Source organism: Pseudomonas sp. PICF6 (genome assembly GCF_009831705.1).
GTDB classification, from domain to species: Bacteria; Pseudomonadota; Gammaproteobacteria; order Pseudomonadales; family Pseudomonadaceae; genus Aquipseudomonas; species Aquipseudomonas rhizophila.
Genome location: NZ_WUUD01000026.1, coordinates 176,411 through 193,889, shown reverse-complemented (window position 1 = coordinate 193,889; position 17,479 = coordinate 176,411). Strand labels below are relative to the sequence as shown.

The 17,479-nt window shown below is 61.6% G+C and carries 13 protein-coding genes; 7 read left to right on the top strand and 6 right to left on the bottom strand.

Going from position 1 to position 17,479, the window contains the following annotated elements; all coding sequences use genetic code 11:
* Window position 1: 1 nt before the first annotated feature.
* The 4 genes from GSM73_RS17395 (at window position 2) to lpxC (ending at window position 4,461) form a co-directional block, all read left to right on the top strand.
* The gene (locus GSM73_RS17395; RefSeq protein WP_047228822.1) at window positions 2-868 is read left to right on the top strand and encodes a cell division protein FtsQ/DivIB; all 867 of its coding nucleotides are present in this window, start codon (window positions 2-4) and stop codon (window positions 866-868) included.
* Window positions 869-883: 15 nt separating this feature from the next.
* The gene (gene ftsA, locus GSM73_RS17390; protein ID WP_076383614.1) at window positions 884-2,143 is read left to right on the top strand and encodes a cell division protein FtsA; all 1,260 of its coding nucleotides are present in this window, start codon (window positions 884-886) and stop codon (window positions 2,141-2,143) included.
* Window positions 2,144-2,243: 100 nt separating this feature from the next.
* On the top strand, window positions 2,244-3,437 hold the full coding sequence (gene ftsZ / locus GSM73_RS17385; RefSeq protein ID WP_047228824.1) for a cell division protein FtsZ: 1,194 nt from the start codon (window positions 2,244-2,246) through the stop codon (window positions 3,435-3,437).
* A gap of 112 nt (window positions 3,438-3,549) precedes the next feature.
* On the top strand, window positions 3,550-4,461 hold the full coding sequence (gene lpxC / locus GSM73_RS17380) for a UDP-3-O-acyl-N-acetylglucosamine deacetylase (protein ID WP_030139673.1): 912 nt from the start codon (window positions 3,550-3,552) through the stop codon (window positions 4,459-4,461).
* Between the two features lie 747 nt (window positions 4,462-5,208).
* On the opposite strand, the gene GSM73_RS17375 is transcribed toward lpxC, so the two are convergent.
* From GSM73_RS17375 to GSM73_RS17355, 5 genes are all read right to left on the bottom strand, one after another.
* Window positions 5,209-6,705 carry a sensor domain-containing diguanylate cyclase gene (locus GSM73_RS17375; RefSeq protein WP_160893486.1) on the bottom strand — a complete coding sequence of 499 codons (1,497 nt, stop codon included), beginning with the start codon at window positions 6,703-6,705 and terminating at the stop codon, window positions 5,209-5,211.
* Window positions 6,706-6,950: 245 nt separating this feature from the next.
* Window positions 6,951-8,279, bottom strand: a complete 1,329-nt coding sequence (locus tag GSM73_RS17370; RefSeq protein ID WP_372241395.1) for a heavy metal sensor histidine kinase — start codon at window positions 8,277-8,279, stop codon at window positions 6,951-6,953.
* A gap of 35 nt (window positions 8,280-8,314) precedes the next feature.
* Window positions 8,315-8,986, bottom strand: coding sequence for a heavy metal response regulator transcription factor (locus tag GSM73_RS17365; RefSeq protein WP_047228825.1), 672 nt, complete (start codon window positions 8,984-8,986; stop codon window positions 8,315-8,317).
* Between the two features lie 9 nt (window positions 8,987-8,995).
* Window positions 8,996-12,106, bottom strand: coding sequence for a multidrug efflux RND transporter permease subunit (locus tag GSM73_RS17360; protein ID WP_160893344.1), 3,111 nt, complete (start codon window positions 12,104-12,106; stop codon window positions 8,996-8,998).
* The gene (locus GSM73_RS17355; RefSeq protein ID WP_160893342.1) at window positions 12,103-13,260 is read right to left on the bottom strand and encodes an efflux RND transporter periplasmic adaptor subunit; all 1,158 of its coding nucleotides are present in this window, start codon (window positions 13,258-13,260) and stop codon (window positions 12,103-12,105) included. Before GSM73_RS17355 ends, GSM73_RS17360 begins: the two co-directional genes overlap by 4 nt.
* Window positions 13,261-13,496: 236 nt before the next feature.
* On the opposite strand from GSM73_RS17355, the gene GSM73_RS17350 reads away from it, so the two are divergent.
* The gene (locus tag GSM73_RS17350) at window positions 13,497-13,751 is read left to right on the top strand and encodes a hypothetical protein (protein ID WP_047228828.1); all 255 of its coding nucleotides are present in this window, start codon (window positions 13,497-13,499) and stop codon (window positions 13,749-13,751) included.
* Between the two features lie 27 nt (window positions 13,752-13,778).
* Here the strand turns inward: GSM73_RS17350 and GSM73_RS17345 are convergent, their stop codons facing one another.
* The gene (locus GSM73_RS17345) at window positions 13,779-14,747 is read right to left on the bottom strand and encodes a LysR family transcriptional regulator (RefSeq protein WP_047228829.1); all 969 of its coding nucleotides are present in this window, start codon (window positions 14,745-14,747) and stop codon (window positions 13,779-13,781) included.
* Window positions 14,748-15,058: 311 nt separating this feature from the next.
* On the opposite strand from GSM73_RS17345, the gene GSM73_RS17340 reads away from it, so the two are divergent.
* Both GSM73_RS17340 and GSM73_RS27485 read left to right on the top strand, forming a co-directional pair.
* Complete coding sequence (locus GSM73_RS17340; RefSeq protein ID WP_160893340.1) at window positions 15,059-16,531, top strand: efflux transporter outer membrane subunit; 1,473 nt, start codon at window positions 15,059-15,061, stop codon at window positions 16,529-16,531.
* A gap of 7 nt (window positions 16,532-16,538) precedes the next feature.
* Window positions 16,539-17,479, top strand: a 941-nt coding sequence (locus tag GSM73_RS27485; RefSeq protein WP_372241394.1) for an FUSC family protein, incomplete at its 3' end; no start/stop codon positions are given.

Genomic DNA, 17,479 nt, shown 5'->3' with positions numbered 1-17,479 from the left:
CATGCAAGGCGCATCGCTTCGTCATCAGCCATCCGCTCCCGGTCGCAAGCCGGTGCCGCGGGGTGCCAGCCGAATGGTGGCCAAAGAGCCGATGTCGGCGCGCCTGCCGAAAGCCAACTTCGGTTTTCTCAAGAGTCTGTTCTGGCCGGTGTTGTTGGTGGCGTTGGGGTTCGGTACGTACGAAGGGGCTCAGCGGTTGCTGCCCTATGCGGATCGGCCGATCGCCCGGATCAATGTGCAGGGCGACCTGAGCTACATCAGTCAGCAAGCAGTGCAGCAGCGGATCGCCCCATTCGTGGCGTCGAGCTTCTTCACCATCGACCTGGCGGGCATGCGCAAGGAACTGGAGCAGATGCCCTGGATCGCCCATGCCGAAGTGCGGCGGGTATGGCCTGACCAGGTATCGATCCGCCTGGAAGAACAACTGCCCGTGGCCCGCTGGGGTGACGAGTCGCTGTTGAACAACCAGGGTCAGGCGTTCACGCCGCGGGAACTGGCCAACTACGAACATTTGCCACAACTGTTCGGTCCTCAGCGGGCCCAGCAGAAAGTAATGCAGCAGTACCAGGTGTTGAGTCAGATGTTGCGGCCGCTGGGCTTCTCCATCGCGCGCCTGGAGTTGCGTGAGCGCGGCAGCTGGTTCCTGACCACTGGCGCGGGCAGCTCGGGGCCGGGCATCGAGCTGCTGCTCGGGCGCGGCAATCAGGTGGAAAAGATGCGCCGCTTCATTGCCATCTATGACAAGACGCTCAAAGACCAGATTACGAACATCGCGCGCATCGATCTGCGCTACGCCAACGGCCTGGCTGTTGGCTGGCGGGAACCTGTAGCGCCCACGACGGCTGAACCCGCCGTCGCGAAGAATTAAGAAGAGGCAGGACCCATGGCAAACGTGCAAAGCGGAAAAATGATCGTCGGTCTGGATATCGGCACTTCCAAGGTGGTTGCGCTGGTAGGCGAGGTCGCGGACGACGGCACGCTGGTCATCGTCGGGATCGGTACCCACCCGTCCCGTGGCTTGAAAAAAGGCGTGGTGGTGAACATCGAGTCCACCGTGCAATCGATCCAGCGCGCCATTGAAGAAGCGCAGCTGATGGCCGGTTGCCGGATCCACTCGGCGTTCGTCGGTGTGGCAGGTAATCACATCCGCAGCCTGAACTCCCACGGCATCGTGGCGATTCGTGACCGTGAAGTCAGCTCCGCTGACCTTGAGCGCGTGCTCGACGCGGCGCAGGCCGTGGCGATCCCGGCCGACCAGCGTGTGCTGCACACCCTGCCGCAGGATTACGTGATCGATAACCAGGAAGGCGTGCGTGAGCCCCTGGGCATGTCCGGCGTGCGCCTGGAAGCCAAGGTCCACGTGGTGACCTGTGCCGTGAACGCCGCGCAGAACATCGAGAAATGCGTGCGCCGTTGCGGCCTGGAAATCGACGACATCATCCTCGAGCAACTGGCCTCGGCCTACTCGGTACTGACTGACGACGAGAAGGAACTGGGCGTGTGCCTGGTGGACATCGGCGGCGGCACCACCGACATCGCGATCTTCACCGAAGGCGCGATCCGCCACACGGCAGTGATCCCGATTGCCGGTGATCAGGTCACCAACGACATCGCCATGGCCTTGCGCACTCCGACCCAGTACGCCGAAGAGATCAAGATCCGCTACGCCTGCGCCCTGGCGAAACTGGCCGGTGCCGGTGAAACCATCAAAGTGCCAAGCGTTGGCGAACGTCCTCCGCGCGAGTTGTCCCGCCAGGCGTTGGCCGAAGTGGTCGAGCCGCGTTACGACGAGCTGTTCACGCTGATCCAGGCTGAGCTGCGTCGCAGTGGCTACGAAGACCTGATCCCGGCCGGCATCGTGCTGACCGGCGGTACGTCGAAGATGGAAGGCGCGGTCGAACTGGCCGAAGAGATTTTCCACATGCCGGTGCGCCTGGGCGTGCCCCATGGCGTCAAGGGCCTGGATGACGTGGTCCGCAACCCGATTTACTCCACCGGCGTGGGCCTGTTGATGTACGGCCTGCAGAAGCAGTCCGACGGGGTTTCGTTCTCGGGCATCGGCAGCCGCGACAGCTACAACAGCGACGAGCCGAAGGCGCCGCTTTTCGAGCGGCTCCAGGCTTGGGTGAAGGGCAATTTTTAGCAACAGGTTTAAAGCTTCAAGCGACGAGCCTCTGGCTTGGCACTGGAAGATGCAACAAACGCAGTAGGCGAAAAAACTAGAGAATGAAAGGAGAGGGAAAATGTTCGAACTCGTAGACAACATCCCCGCTAGCCCGGTTATCAAGGTAATCGGTGTCGGCGGTGGCGGCGGCAACGCTGTCAACCACATGGTCAAGAGCAACATCGAAGGCGTCGAATTCATTTGCGCCAACACTGATGCTCAAGCGCTGAAAAACATCGGCGCGCGAACCATCCTTCAACTGGGTACCGGCGTGACCAAGGGCCTGGGTGCCGGCGCCAATCCCGAGGTTGGCCGTCAGGCTGCCCTGGAAGACCGCGAGCGCATCGCTGAAGTCCTAGCTGGCACCAACATGGTGTTCATCACCACTGGCATGGGCGGCGGTACCGGTACCGGTGCGGCGCCGATCATCGCCGAAGTAGCCAAGGAAATGGGCATCCTCACCGTTGCGGTGGTGACCCGTCCGTTCCCGTTCGAAGGCCGCAAGCGCATGCAGATTGCCGATGAGGGCATCCGCGCGCTGAGCGAAAGCGTCGACTCGTTGATCACCATTCCCAACGAGAAGCTGCTGACCATCCTGGGTAAGGACGCAAGCCTGCTGTCGGCTTTCGCCAAGGCCGATGACGTACTGGCCGGTGCCGTTCGCGGTATCTCCGACATCATCAAGCGTCCAGGGATGATCAACGTCGACTTCGCCGACGTACGCACCGTGATGTCCGAAATGGGCATGGCGATGATGGGCACTGGCTGCGCCAGCGGTCCGAACCGTGCTCGCGAAGCTACCGAAGCGGCTATCCGCAACCCGTTGCTCGAAGACGTCAACCTGCAGGGCGCCCGTGGCATCCTGGTGAACATCACCGCCGGTCCGGACCTGTCCCTGGGCGAGTACTCCGACGTGGGTAGCATCATCGAAGCGTTCGCTTCCGACCACGCCATGGTCAAGGTCGGCACCGTGATCGATCCTGACATGCGTGACGAGCTGCACGTGACCGTGGTTGCCACTGGCCTGGGCGCGAAAATCGAGAAACCGATGAAGGTGATCGACAACACCGTTCAGACCTCCCTGGCATCGCAGCCGCAGCAACAAGCAGCCGCTCGTCAGGAACAACCCGCGGTGAACTACCGTGACCTGGACCGTCCGACCGTCATGCGCAACCAGGCTCAGGCCGGTGCTGCGACTGCCGCGAAGATGAATCCGCAAGACGATCTGGATTACCTGGACATCCCGGCATTCCTGCGTCGTCAGGCCGATTGATGAAATGTATCAGGGGGATACGGGTGATTGGTGTTCAGCAAAGGTCTGGTCTGCTATTATCGCCAGCCTTTGTTGATACCAGTTCGCAATTTGCGCTGAAGCGGCCCATGCCATGATTAAACAACGCACCCTGAAGAATATTATCCGTGCCACAGGTGTCGGCTTGCACTCCGGCGAGAAGGTCTACCTGACCCTCAAGCCCGCGCCTGTCGATACTGGCATCGTGTTTTGTCGTGCCGACCTCGACCCTGTGGTGCAGATCCCTGCTCGCGCGGAAAACGTTGGTGAAACCACTATGTCGACCACACTGGTCAACGGTGACACCAAAGTGGATACGGTGGAGCATTTGCTCTCGGCCATGGCTGGCCTGGGCATCGATAACGCCTACGTCGAGCTCTCCGCGTCCGAAGTCCCGATCATGGATGGCAGTGCCGGACCCTTCGTATTCCTGATTCAATCGGCTGGCCTGGAAGAGCAGGACGCAGCCAAGAAGTTCATCCGTATCCTGCGGGAAGTGACAGTGGAAGACGGCGACAAACGCGCCACTTTCGTGCCTTTCGAAGGTTTCAAGGTGAGCTTCGAGATCGATTTCGATCACCCGGTTTTCCGTGACCGCACCCAGAGTGCAAGCGTGGACTTTTCCAGCACTTCGTTCGTAAAAGAAGTCAGCCGCGCCCGTACCTTTGGTTTCATGAGTGACATCGAGTACCTGCGCAAGCACAACCTCGCACTCGGCGGCAGTGTTGAAAACGCGATCGTGGTTGATTCCGATGGTGTGTTGAACGAGGACGGCCTTCGTTATGAAGACGAATTCGTCAAGCACAAGATTCTCGATGCAATCGGCGACCTCTACCTGCTGGGCAATAGCCTGATTGGTGAGTTCAAAGGCTTCAAGTCCGGCCACGCGCTGAACAACCAGCTGCTGCGCAAGTTGATTGAGCAGAAAGATGCTTGGGAAGTCGTGACGTTCGAAGACGCCAGCACCGCACCAATCTCTTACATGCGCCCTGTAGCGGCCGTGTAAGTATAAAAACCTCTCTAGTTTTTAAAGGCTGCCTTCGGGTGGCCTTTTTTTATGGCTGCTTTCTGGGACGTTTGTGGCAATAGGGGGTAATGCTGTTTTTTCGGTTGGGTTGGTTGGGGTACATATCCGTTGCTGTGGTAACGGCTGCTTAGGGTTCCGCCCTTACCCCGCGAAGTCTCTTGCGGGTGTCACCAATCAGACCTGTTGGGCAGGACCTGTAGGAGCTCGCTCCCACATTTTTTTTGTGTCGTACCCAGATGCTGTGAACGCCCGACACCCTGTGGGAGCGAGCCTGCTCGCGAAGGCGGCGTGTCAGTTTGCGGTGATGTTGGACGTACCGGGGTCATCGCGAGCAGGCTCGCTCCCACAATATTTTGTGTCGTACCCAGATACCGTGAACGCCCGAAAACCCTGTGAGAGCGGGCTTGCTCGCGAAGGCGGCGTGTCAGTTTGCGGTGATGTTGGACGTGCCGGGGTCATCGCGAGCAGGCTCGCTCCCACAGTATTTTGTGTCGTACCCAGATACCGTGAACGCCCGAAAACTCTGTGGGAGCGGGCTTGCTCGCGAAGGCGGTGGCTCAGCTATACAGATGCTCCTGCTTGTGCCCCGCTTTTGCTCTGCTTTTGATTTGATCTGGATGCCCCGTTAAAGCACGCAGGCCGGAGTGAGGGCATGCCGAGCCTGGGCGAGGTACCGAGTGGTGGGGGCAATGTACGGGACAACTACAGGGGCGGGGCGGAGGTCCGTTACATCGCACAAACCACACGATTGCGCCCACTGGCCTTGGCCTGGTATAGCGCCTTGTCAGCAGCGAACATGAGCTGCTCGAGTTCGCCATAAGGTCCTTGGGCCCAGGTGGCAATGCCAATGCTGACGGTCATGGGGGCTGCGCCAGGAATGAAGGGGGGCAACTGTTCCACCGCTTCGCGAATGTTCTGGGCCATGCTAAAGGCTCCGGCGGTGGTGGTTTCCGGCAGTACCACCGCGAACTCCTCACCGCCGTAGCGCGCTGCCAGGTCGGCCGGTCGGCGGACATGCCTACCGATCAGATGCGCCAGGGTGCGCAAGGCCTCATCACCGCTTGGGTGGCCGTGGCGATCGTTGAATGCCTTGAAGTGATCGGCATCGATCATCATGACTGACAGCGGTTGGCCCGAACGCTGAGCCCGCAGCCATTCCTGTTGCAGCATTTCGTCCAGAGTCCGGCGGTTGGCCAGGCCCGTCAGCGAGTCGATGGACGCCAGTTGCGCCAGTTCCCGTTCAGCATGGTGGCGCCGCCTAAGTTCATGACGCAGCAGCCAGGTGAGCCAGAGCAAACCGATGCACAATGCCCCCGTAGCACCGCTGACCAGCAGCGCCGTGCGTTTCCAGGAGGCGAAGACTTCATCGGAGGAGAGCGCTACCACCACGATCAAAGGCAGGTCGCCCACTTGGGAGAAGGTGTACAGGCGCGGCTTCTGGTCCTGACCGGATACGCTGGTGAAGCTGCCGTTGCCTTCGCGCAGGATGCGCATGAAGTTCGGGCGGTTGCTGAAATCCTTGCCAATCAGGTCCTCGGCCAGGGGCGGCTCCTGGGCCAACAGAAAGCCGTCGCTGCTGACCAGATTGACTGTGCCGCCATGACCGATGTTCAGGCTCTTGAACAATTGGTTGAAATAGTTCAAGCGCATCGCGGCTTCCGCCACGCCCAGGAACTCCCCTTGTTCGTCGTTTAGTCTGTAGCTGAAACTGATACGCCAGTCCTGCGCGGCACTTCTGGAGCGAAACGGGCGACTGATCATCATGCCCGGGCTCGGGTTCTGGACATGGGACTGGAAATATTCCCGGTCGGCGTAGTTGCCCTTTCGTGGCTCGATCGAGGCGGAGTCGGCGACTACATTGCCGCGCTTGTCGAGCAGCAGGATGTCGCCTTTATAGGGGGCGGCGGTGGCACGGTCGAAGAGGGCCAAGTGGCGAATCGTCGGCGAAACGTCTTTCAGGTCGTTGCGTTGGGCGGCGGCGACCAAACCTTGTAGCGACAGATCGTAGAGCTCCACGTTGCGCAGCACGTCGGCATCAATCAGTTGCACGATATTGGTCGCCGAACGTGTCGCGGCCTGTTGGGCAGCGGCGTATTCGCGGATCAGCAGGAAGGTCACGATGCTCAGGATGGCAATGACAACCAACGAACTGGCCAGTACGAGTACCCGTTCCGAGCGTATCGAAAACGGGGTATTGCCGGGTGTCGCACTGCTCGCGCTCATGGTTCCGATGTCTGCATTTGTCATGTGGCTGGGATCCGTCCCAAAGGGTTGCATAACCGGCAATGCACCAGATGCTGGCCTTTTGCTGATTGTGCTTGGATCGGTGAGAGCGGGCAATCAGTGTTCGCGCAATAACGCGTGAGCGCTGCCGAAGGCGCAGATCTTTTTACTTTGCTTGATATGGCTTTCATCCAGCATTCAATCGCCTGGAATTCATCCCAATACGATCTAAACAGCGTGGGGTGTCAGGCCGGCAAGCGGATCCCGAAGGTATTCACGCCCCGGTCACTGCGCACGAAGACATCCCCGCCGTGCATCAGCGCAATCGCCTTGACGATGGCCAGCCCCAACCCGTGGTTGGCGCCACTGTTGCTGCGGGAGGCATCTACCCGGTAGAACCGTTCGAACAGGCGTGGCAGGTGTTCATCGGCAATCGGTTCGCCGGGGTTGGTGACGGCGAGGGTGATCTGGTCGCCCAGGGCCTCAATGCGCACATTGATCACTTGCCCCGGGGCGGTGTGTCGCACCGCGTTGCTCAGCAGGTTGATCAGTGCGCGGCGCAGGTGGGCGATCTCGATGTTGGCCTGGGCGTCACCGCTGACCCTGACCTGGACCTGGGCGTCTTCGAGGATGAAGTCCAGGTAGTCGAGGGTGGTCGCCACTTCGCCGGCCAGGGAGGTGCTGGTGAGTTTGGTGGCTTTGTTGCCCTGGTCGGCGCTGGCGAGGAACAGCATGTCGTTGATGATCGAGCGTAGCCGCTCCAGCTCTTCGAGATTCGATTGCAGCACCTCGAAGTAATGTTCGGCCGAGCGCCCACGGGTCAGCGCCACCTGGGTCTGGCCGATCAGGTTGGTCAGGGGCGAGCGCAGTTCATGGGCGACGTCGGCGTTGAACGACTCCAGTCGCGAGTACGCCTGTTCGACCCGGTCGAGGGTGGCGTTGAAGGAACTGACGAATTGACTGAGCTCCGGAGCCAAGGGTGACAGCTGCAAGCGCCCGGACAAGCGCGGTGGTGTCAGGCGTCTGGCCTCATCGGACAGCTTGATCAGCGGCTTGAGGCCGATACGCGCTACCCAGTAGCCCAGCAAGGAGGCCAGGATCACCCCGACAATCGCCAGGCTCACCAGTGCCACCAGCAAATAGTGTTGGGTCTGGTAGAACGTCTGGGTGTCGATGCCGATCATGAAGCGCAGCGGCGGACGCTGTTCCTTGGCCGGAAATTGGCTGACGAGCACTTTCATCGGGTATTGCTGCGCCGCCAGCTTCAGGTCGCGCTTGCCCAGCGAACCTTCGGCGAAGGCACGAATCTGTGGATCGGGGTTGCCATATTCAAAGCGCGGGTCGCCACTGACGATCCAGAAGTGGATGCGTTTGTCTTCCTCTCCCAGCAGGCGCAACTTGTTATTGATCTTCACCCAATGCTCGGGTGTGCCGTAGCGGCCGACCATGGATTCGAGCACGCTGTAGCGCGCATCGAGTTCGGCTTCCGGCAACAGGCCCAGACCCTTTTCGACTTGCTGGTACAAGGCCCCGCCGATCAACAGGAACACCAATGCCGCCACCAGCGTGAACATGCCGCTCAGGCGCAGGGCGATACTGTCAGGCAAAGTCACTCTCTGCTCTCCAGCACATAACCCATTCCACGAATCGTGTGCAGCAGTTTCTGTTCGAACGGCCCGTCGAGCTTGGCACGCAAGCGTTTGATGGCCACTTCCACCACATTGGCGTCGCTGTCGAAGTTGATGTCCCAGACCATTTCGGCAATGGCGGTTTTCGACAGTATTTCGCCCTGGCGACGTGCCAGGACGCTGAGCAGCGAGAACTCCTTGGCCGTCAGGTCCAGGCGTTGGCCTGCGCGGGTGGCCTTGCGGCTTATCAGGTCGATCCACAGGTCGGCGATGCTGACCTGCACCGGTTCATGACTGCCGCTGCGGCGGGTCAGGGCTTGCAGGCGGGCCACCAGCTCCAGGAAGGAGAACGGCTTGCCCAGGTAATCATCGGCGCCGTCTCGCAAGCCCTTGATGCGGTCTTCGACCCGTTCACGGGCGGTGAGCATGATCACCGGGGTCTGTTTGCGGGCGCGCAGGGCCCGCAGCACGCCGAAGCCGTCCAGGCCTGGCAGCATGACGTCCAGCACGATCACCGCGTAGTCGCTTTCCAGCGCCAGGTGCAGCCCCTCGACGCCGTCCGGCGCCACATCTACGGTGTAGCCCTGTTCGCTCAGGCCGCGATGCAGATAGTCCGCGGTTTTTTCTTCGTCTTCGATGATCAGAACGCGCATGGCCCCGCCTCAGTCTGTGGTCGCCAGCGTCGTCGGCGCAGGTCCGGGCTGCTGGACGGGCCGATGAAACAGTCGCTCGAGCCATAAGTATATGACCGGTGTAGTGAACAACGTCAGCGCCTGGCTCACCAGCAGGCCGCCGACCACTGCAATGCCCAACGGCTGGCGCAGTTCTGCGCCGGGGCCGGAGCCGAGCATCAGCGGCAGGGCTCCCAGCAGGGCGGCCAGGGTGGTCATGATGATTGGGCGAAACCGGGTCAGGCACGCCTGGAAAATCGCTTCCTGGGGCGTCAAGCCACCCTTGCGCTGGGCGTCGAGGGCGAAGTCGATCATCAGGATGCCGTTTTTCTTGACGATGCCGATCAGCAGCACCAGTCCGATCAGCGCCATGATCGAAAAATCCTGGCCCAGCAACCACAGCATGACCAGCGCGCCGAGGCCGGCCGAGGGCAGGGGGGAGATGATCGTCAACGGGTGTACGAAACTCTCGTAGAGCACGCCGAGGATGATGTACACCGCCAACAGCGCGGCGAGGATCAGCCATGGCTGGCTGGCCAGGGAGCTTTGGAATGCCTGGGCCGCGCCCTGGAAGTTACCGGTAATGGAGGCCGGCATGCCGACCTCGTTCTTGGCCTGGTCGAGCATGCGCACCGCATCCCCCAATGCCACGCCGGGCGCCAGGTTGAACGACAGATTGGCGGCCGGGAACATGCCGTCGTGGGCAATGGACAGCGGGCCGTTGGTCGGCGCATCGAAGCGGGCCAGGGCCGAGAGCGGGACCATCTCACCACTGAGCGGCGAGCGCAGGTAGAAATAGGCCAGGCTCTCGGCCCGGCCGCGTTGCGCGGTGTCGAGCTCCAGGATCACGTTGTACTGGTTGGTTTCAGTCTGGAATTCGTTGATCTGCCGCTGGCCGAAGGCGTCGTACAGGGCCTGGTCGACATCGCTGGCGGTAAGGCCAAAGCGCGCCGCCGCGCTGCGGTCGATGTTGATGTGGGTGATGCTGCCGCCCAGTTGCAGGTCGTTGGAGATGTCCCGGAACGCGGGGTTACCGCGCAGCCTGTCGGTGAGTTTTTGTGTCCAGGTGTTGAGCGTCGGTCCGTCGTTGCTCTTGAGCACGTATTGATACTGGGCGCGGCTCGGACCGGGACTGAGGTTGATGTCCTGCCCGGCCCTCAGGTACAGCACCACGCCGGGGATGCCCAGCAGTTTGGGGCGGATCCGGTCGATGAACGCGCTGGCCGACACGTCACGCTGATCCTGGGGCTTGAGGGCGATCCAGAAGCGACCATTGGCGATGGTCTGGTTGGAACCCGAGACGCCGACAGCGTGAGAAAAGCTCTGCACCGCCGGGTCGGCGGCGACGATCTCGGCCAGGGCCTTGTGTTTGGCCACCATGTCCGGGAATGACACGTCGGCGGCGGCTTCGCTGGTGCCCAGCACCAGGCCGGTGTCTTGTACCGGGAAGAAACCCTTGGGAATGAATACGTAGCCCGCCACTGCCAGCGCCAGGGTCACGCCGAACACGCCGATCATCAGCCTCTGATGGGCCAGGGCCCAGCGCAGTGTCCGTTCATACCCACCCAGCAGGCGTTCGCCGAAACTTCGCTTGCCATGGGCATGAGGCGTCGGTGCGCGCATGAACAGCGCAGCCAGGGTCGGTGCCAGGGTCAGGGACACCACCACCGAAATCAGGATGGTCGAAGTGGCGGTCAGGGCAAACTCCTTGAACAGACGCCCGACCACGCCACCCATGAAGAGCAGGGGAATGAACGCGGCTATCAGCGAAAAACTGATGGAGATCACCGTGAAGCCGATTTCGCCAGCTCCTTTGATCGCCGCTTCGCGCATGCCATCACCCGCCTCCAGGTGCCGGTGAATGTTCTCCACCACTACGATCGCATCGTCCACCACGAACCCGACCGAGATCACGATAGCCACCAGGGTCAGGTTGTTCAGACTGAAGCCCATCACATACATCAGGGCGAAACTGGCGATCAGCGACACGCCCAGGACCGCTGAGACAATCAGAGTCGCCGAGAGCTGGCGCAGGAACAGCGCCATCACCGCCACCACCAGCAGCACCGCGATCAGCAAGGTGATCTCCACCTCATGCAGCGAAGCGCGGATGGTCTGCGTACGGTCGTTCAGTACCTTGACTTGCACGGCCGCGGGCAGCATGGCTTCCAGGGTCGGCAAGGCTGCCTGGATGCGGTCGACGGTGTCGACGATGTTCGCCCCCGGCTGACGGAAAATCACCAGGTTGAGCCCCGGTTGCTCGTCGGACCAGGCCTGAATGTAGGCGTCTTCCGAACCATTGATGACTTTGGCGACGTCCTTGAGATGAACCGGTGCCCCATCCTTGTAGGACACGATCAACTCACCATATTCCTCTGGCTGGAACAGCTGATCGTTGGTGGACAGGGTGGAAACGCTCGACTCGCCGTAAAGCGCCCCCTTGGCCAGGTTGAGGCTGGCCTGCTGGAGCGCCACGCGAATGTCGGCCAGGGTCAGACCGATGGCGGCGAGTCGGTCCGCCGAGGCCTGTACCCGGATCGCCGGACGTTGCTGGCCGGTGATGTAGATTTGTCCCACGCCATCGATCTGGCTGAGTTGCCGGGCGAGCAGGGTTTCGACGTAGTCGCTCAATTCGGTACCGGGCATCAGGCTGGAACTGATGCTGAGGATCAACACCGGGCTGTCGGCCGGATTGACTTTGCGCCAGGTGGGCAGGTTCGGCATGTCCTGGGGCAGTTTGCCGGAGGCGGTATTGATGGCCGCTTGCACTTCCTGGGCGGCGGTGTCGATGCTTTTGTCCAGGCTGAACTGCAAGGTCAGGTTGGTCGAGCCCAGGGCACTGCTGGAGGTCATCTGGGTAATGCCGGAAATGGCGCTGAATTGCACTTCCAGTGGGGTCGCCACCGACGAAGCCATGGTTTCGGGGCTGGCGCCGGGCAACAGAGCCCTGACCTGGATGGTCGGGAATTCCGCTTCAGGTAACGGCGCGACAGGCAGGCGAGGAAAGGCGATCAATCCCAGCAGTATCAGGGCGAAGGTCATCAGGACCGTGGCGATGGGATGGTCGATGCACCACGCCGAAACCGAACCGCGGCCCTTCATGGTTTTGGCTCCGACACATTGGCCTGGGCCACTGGGTCACCGAGCACCTGGATGCGGCTGCCCGGCTTGAGCCGTGACTGACCGTCGCTCACCAGTTGATCGCCCGCGCTCACCCCTTTGATGATGTGCAGGTCACTGTCCTGGTACACCATCACCACCGGTACGCTCTCTACCTGGTCGCCGGTGATCCGGTACACGAAAGGTTGCTCCAGGCCGCGCTGAACCACGGTCGGTGGAACCACCAGGGCGTCCTTGTCGAGGGCGGTCTGGATTTTCAATGTCACCAACTGCCCTGGCCATAGCCGTTGCGCGGCGTTGCTGAATTCAGCCTTGGCCCGCAGGGTGCCGGTGTTGGCGTTGATCTGGTTGTCGATCAGGCTCAGGCGGCCCTCGCCGAGCATTTCACCGGAGGTCCCATCAGCGCCTATGTAGGCCTGGACCAGCGCTTGCTCGGGGGCGGCCATCAACCGTTGCAAGGTGGGCAGCATTTGTTGGGGCAGGGCGAACTCCACTGCGATCGGGTCGATCTGGGTCACGGTGAACAAGCCCTCGGTGTCGCTGGTGCGCAGGAAGTTGCCTTCGTCCACGTTGCGAATGCCGACGCGACCGGTCACCGGGGAGCGGATCCGGGTGTAGGACAACTGCACCTGGGCGGCATCGATGGCCGCCTGATTGCCCTGGGCGGTGGCCTTGAGCTGGTTGACCAGTGCCTGTTGCTGGTCGTAGGTCTGTTTCGATACGCCGTCGTCGACACTGAGCAATTTGTAACGCTTGAGATTGACCTGGGCGACCGCCAGTTGTGCCTGGCTTTCACCGAGTTGGGCCCTGGCCTGGTCAAGGCTGGCGCGGATCGAGCGGTCGTCGATGGTGGCCAGCAGTTCCCCCTTCTTGACCTGTTGCCCTTCCTTGACCAGCAGTTGAGTGAGGATGCCGTCGATCTGCGGGCGGATCACCACGCTGTGCAGTGACAACACCATGCCGATGCCACTGGCAAAGCGCGGCACATCCTTTTGCACCACGCTGATGACTCTTACCGGCACGGCCACGGGCGCGCCGGGTTTGGCGGTGACAGGCTTCATGGCATACCAGAGGGCGACAGCTGCCAGAGCGACCAGGAGCGCGACGAGCAAGACGGTTTTTTTCTGGATGTGCATGGATGTGGGAGGCCGGTTCAGGACAGAGGGATTTTTATCTTTCTTATATAGCGTTGTGAGGTGGTCAGGAAGGTGACGCCTAACTGACGGGCTTGTCAGTTTTGTCCCGACTTGCTGTCAGACGAGTGAAGGGCCGATTGAATCCGCCCTGCGCGCGCTGGTATCGGGCGGGTATACTGCCGACTTTCGCGGCTCGCTCTCCGGGCCCGACTTGCACGCATTACCCGGAGCTTTACATGACTTCCCCAACACCTTCGCCCGCGGACGAACGCCCGAACGGCGAACAGGCCGACCGGCCCGACAGCGATGTTTCCAGCGGCGAGAGCGTCAACGCGATCCCGACCTTCAAGTTTCCGTTCAAGCCCGGTGAGCTGGCCGCGGCCAAAGGGGCCGGGCAGCAGCCTTGGTACAAGAACGGCGCGAAGAACGGTCATACCAAGACCCCTGGCGCCGCGCCTCCCGGCACGCGTCGCTCGATGGGCAAGCGCTGATATCACCCTTGGAGCACGGGCGCGAAATCAGTTCGCGACCCGTGCACCGGCCAGACTGCCACTCAACTCATAGGCCGTCAGTTCGGCCTGGTGCGCCGCGAGGATTTCCGGCAGCGAGCCGCGCAGGTACTCGACCCAGGTCTTGATCTTCGCATCCAGGTACTGGCGCGAAGGATAGATGGCGTAGAGGTTCAGTTCCTGGGAGCGGTAGTTGGGCATGACCCGCACCAGCGTGCCATTGCGCAAGCCCTCGATGGCGGCATACACCGGCAACACGCCCACGCCCATGCCACTGGTGATCGCGGTTTTCATGGCATCGGCGGAGTTCACCAGGAACGGTGAGTTGCTGATGGTGACCATCTCTTGGCCTTCGGGGCCGTCAAATACCCATTTCTCCAGCGGAATGACCGGGCTGACCAGGCGCAGGCAGGCGTGGTTGAGCAGGTCGCCGGGTTTCTGCGGGCAGCCGCTGGCTTTCACGTAGGCAGGTGATGCGCAGACGATGCTGTAGGTGATCCCCAGGCGCTGGGAGACAAAGCCCGAGTCCGGCAATTCGCTGGCCAGTACGATGGAAACGTCGTAACCCTCGTCCAGGATGTCCGGCACACGATTGGCCAGGGTCAGGTCGAAAGTCACGTCGGGATGGGTTTTACGATAGCGGGCGATGGCATCGATCACGAAATGCTGGCCGATGCCGGTCATGGTATGGACCTTCAACTGCCCGGCAGGACGTGCGTGAGCATCGCTGGCCTCGGCTTCAGCCTCCTCGACATACGCCAGGATCTGCTCGCAACGCAGCAGATAACGTTTGCCGGCCTCGGTCAGGGCGATGCGGCGGGTGGTGCGGTTGAGCAGGCGGGTTTGCAGATGGGCTTCCAGGTTGGAAACCGCACGCGAAACGTTGGCTGTGGTGGTATCCAGTTGCACGGCGGCGGCGGTGAAACTGCCCGCTTCAGCAACACAGCTGAACGCACGCATGTTTTGCAAAGTGTCCATGGGAGGCTCTCTTGGGAGATGGCAAATTGTGACACGAAGTTACAGCGCAGCGGACCCCGACTAATGGATTATCGCAGTAACGGTAACAAAGATTCGCAGAAAGGTCGGCTTATCGCCGTTCGATGGGGTGCCTAGAATTGCGGCCAATCCTGGATCGCTGATTGCTGTGGGAGCGAGCCTGCTCGCGATGGCGGCATCACATTCCCCTCAATGTGTCTGCCTGGACGCTATCGCGAGCAGGCTCGCTCCCACAGTTGCGTCACCGGGCATTCAGCCTCTTCACGCCTCCCCATCTCAGGAATTTTGCGCAAGTGCCGCGTTGCATCAGCAGAGAGCTGAAGACTCTCAGTGTTTGGCTTTTAACGTTCACCATCAGCGGTTGCATCGGCACGGGAGGGATTGCGCCGCAAGGCCAGGCATTGTCGGCCAATCAACTGGCCACCGATGAAGCGATCCGCGAGGCTGCCCGTGATGCTCACTGGCCCACCGGCCAGTGGTGGAATGCCTATGGCGACCGGCAACTGGATCGCTGGATCGACCTGGCCGTGCATGACAGCCCGAGCCTGGCCCTGGCCGCTGCCCGCGTGCGGCAGGCCAAGGCCATGGCCGGTGTCGTCGAGGCTGCCGAGTCGCTACAGATCAATGGTCAAGCGACCCTCAAGCGCCACAACTGGCCCACCGATCAGTTCTATGGCCCTGGCGAGTTGGCCGACACCACCACTTGGGACAATAACGCGGGCCTGGGCTTGAGCTATGCGCTGGACCTGTGGGGCCGCGAGCGCAACGCCAGTGAGCGGGCCGTCGACCTGGCTCATGTCAGCGTGGCCGAGGCGCGGCAGGCGCAGTTGGAGTTGCAGAACAACATCGTGCGCACCTATATCCGGTTCGCGTTGCACTATGCCCAGCGCGATATCGTCGTGGCGACCCTCCATCAGCAGGAGCAGATTCTCGAACTGGCGCAAAAGCGTCTGGACGGCGGCATCGGCACCCATTTCGAAGTCAGCCAGGCCCAGGCGCCATTGCCTGAGACCCATCGGCAACTCGACGCCCTCGACGAAGCCATTGCCTTGAGCCGCAATCAACTGGCGGCGCTGGCGGGCAAAGGGCCAGGAGACGGGGCGCGGCTGCAGCGCCCGACCCTGGCCCTCGGTGCGCCCTTGAAGTTGCCGTCGGCCTTGCCCGCCGAATTGCTCGGCCAGCGTCCGGACGTGGTGGCCGGGCGTTGGCAAGTGGCCGCTCAGGCACGGGGTATCGATGTCGCGCGTGCCGGGTTTTATCCCAATGTCGACCTGGTGGGCAGTATCGGCTACATGGCGACCGGTGGCGGGGCGCTGGAGTTCTTGACCGGCAAGAAGCTCAACTACAGCGTCGGACCGGCCATCACACTGCCGATTTTCGACGGTGGGCGCCTGCGCTCACAGTTGGGGGAGGCGGCGGCCGGTTATGACATCGCCGTGGCCCACTACAACCAGACGCTGGTCGATGCACTCAAGAGCATTTCCGATCAGTTGATCCGCCGTGAGTCCATGGACAAACAACACGTCTTCGCTGCTGAGTCGGTGGCCGCCGCGCAACGCACCTACGACATCGCGATGGTTGCGTTCCAGCGCGGGCTCACTGACTACCTCAACGTGCTCAACGCCCAAAGCCTGTTGTTCAAGCAGCAACAGGTGCAGCAGCAAGTGGAGGCGGCGCGTCTGACGGCCCATGCCGACCTGGTGACGGCGTTGGGCGGTGGCCTGGACGCCGGCAAGGACATCCCTGACTTGAGCCATGTTGAGTAGTTCTATTGTGATGTCTTTATGCGCTCCTGCCCGCTGGCTGTACCGCCTCGAATGGCGCCGTGGTTTCTTCGACTGGGCTCGCAGCGACGGTGTGACGTGGGTCTACATTTTCAAAGTGCTGCTCGCCGCCTTCCTGACATTGTGGCTGGCGATGCGTCTGGAGCTGCCGCAACCGCGCACGGCTATGATCACGGTGTTTATCGTCATGCAGCCCCAGAGCGGGCAGGTGTTCGCCAAGAGTTTCTATCGCTTGCTCGGCACGCTGGCCGGCTCGGCGGTGATGGTGGCGCTGATTGCCTTGTTCGCCCAGAACACCGAACTGTTTCTGGGCAGTCTGGCGATCTGGGTCGGCGTCTGTTCAGCGGGCGCGGCGCGTTATCGCAACTTCAGGGCCTATGGTTTTGTGCTGGCCGGCTACACCGCGGCCATGATCGGTCTGCCGGCCCTGGCTCATCCGGAAGGCGCGTTCATGGCGGCGGTCTGGCGTGTGCTGGAAATTTCCCTGGGGATTCTCTGCGCGACCCTGATCAGCGCCGCGATCTTGCCGCAAACCGCCAGCGCCGCCATGCGCAACGCCCTGTACCAACGCTTTGGAGTGTTCGCCCTGTTTGTCACGGATGGCTTGCGTGGACGCAGCAAACGCGAGGCATTCGAGGCGCGTAACGTCGGTTTCATTGCCGAAGCCGTGGGCCTGGAAAGCCTGCGCAGCGTGACGGTGTTCGAAGACCCGCACATGCGTCGGCGCAACGGTCGGCTCAGCCGCTTGAACAGCGAGTTTATGGGCATCACCACCCGATTCAACGCCTTGCACCAGTTGCTCGAACGTCTACGCAGCCGCGGGGTGGATCATGTGGTGAATGCCATTAAACCGGGTCTGCTAACGTTGGCCGAGTTGCTGGACGGTTTTAGCGCCCGCGCCCTGACCGATAAAGACGCCGCGCGCCTGGC

Excerpts from the sequence above, each read along its gene's own strand:
- GSM73_RS17395 (WP_047228822.1), top strand. The coding sequence starts at position 2 with ATGCAAGGCGCATCGCTTCGTCATCAGCCATCCGCTCCCGGTCGCAAG.
- ftsA (WP_076383614.1), top strand. The coding sequence starts at position 884 with ATGGCAAACGTGCAAAGCGGAAAAATGATCGTCGGTCTGGATATCGGC.
- ftsZ (WP_047228824.1), top strand. The coding sequence starts at position 2,244 with ATGTTCGAACTCGTAGACAACATCCCCGCTAGCCCGGTTATCAAGGTA.
- lpxC (WP_030139673.1), top strand. The coding sequence starts at position 3,550 with ATGATTAAACAACGCACCCTGAAGAATATTATCCGTGCCACAGGTGTC.
- GSM73_RS17375 (WP_160893486.1), bottom strand. The coding sequence starts at position 6,705 with ATGAGCGCGAGCAGTGCGACACCCGGCAATACCCCGTTTTCGATACGC.
- GSM73_RS17370 (WP_372241395.1), bottom strand. The coding sequence starts at position 8,279 with ATGTTCACGCTGGTGGCGGCATTGGTGTTCCTGTTGATCGGCGGGGCC.
- GSM73_RS17365 (WP_047228825.1), bottom strand. The coding sequence starts at position 8,986 with ATGCGCGTTCTGATCATCGAAGACGAAGAAAAAACCGCGGACTATCTG.
- GSM73_RS17360 (WP_160893344.1), bottom strand. The coding sequence starts at position 12,106 with ATGAAGGGCCGCGGTTCGGTTTCGGCGTGGTGCATCGACCATCCCATC.
- GSM73_RS17355 (WP_160893342.1), bottom strand. The coding sequence starts at position 13,260 with ATGCACATCCAGAAAAAAACCGTCTTGCTCGTCGCGCTCCTGGTCGCT.
- GSM73_RS17350 (WP_047228828.1), top strand. The coding sequence starts at position 13,497 with ATGACTTCCCCAACACCTTCGCCCGCGGACGAACGCCCGAACGGCGAA.
- GSM73_RS17345 (WP_047228829.1), bottom strand. The coding sequence starts at position 14,747 with ATGGACACTTTGCAAAACATGCGTGCGTTCAGCTGTGTTGCTGAAGCG.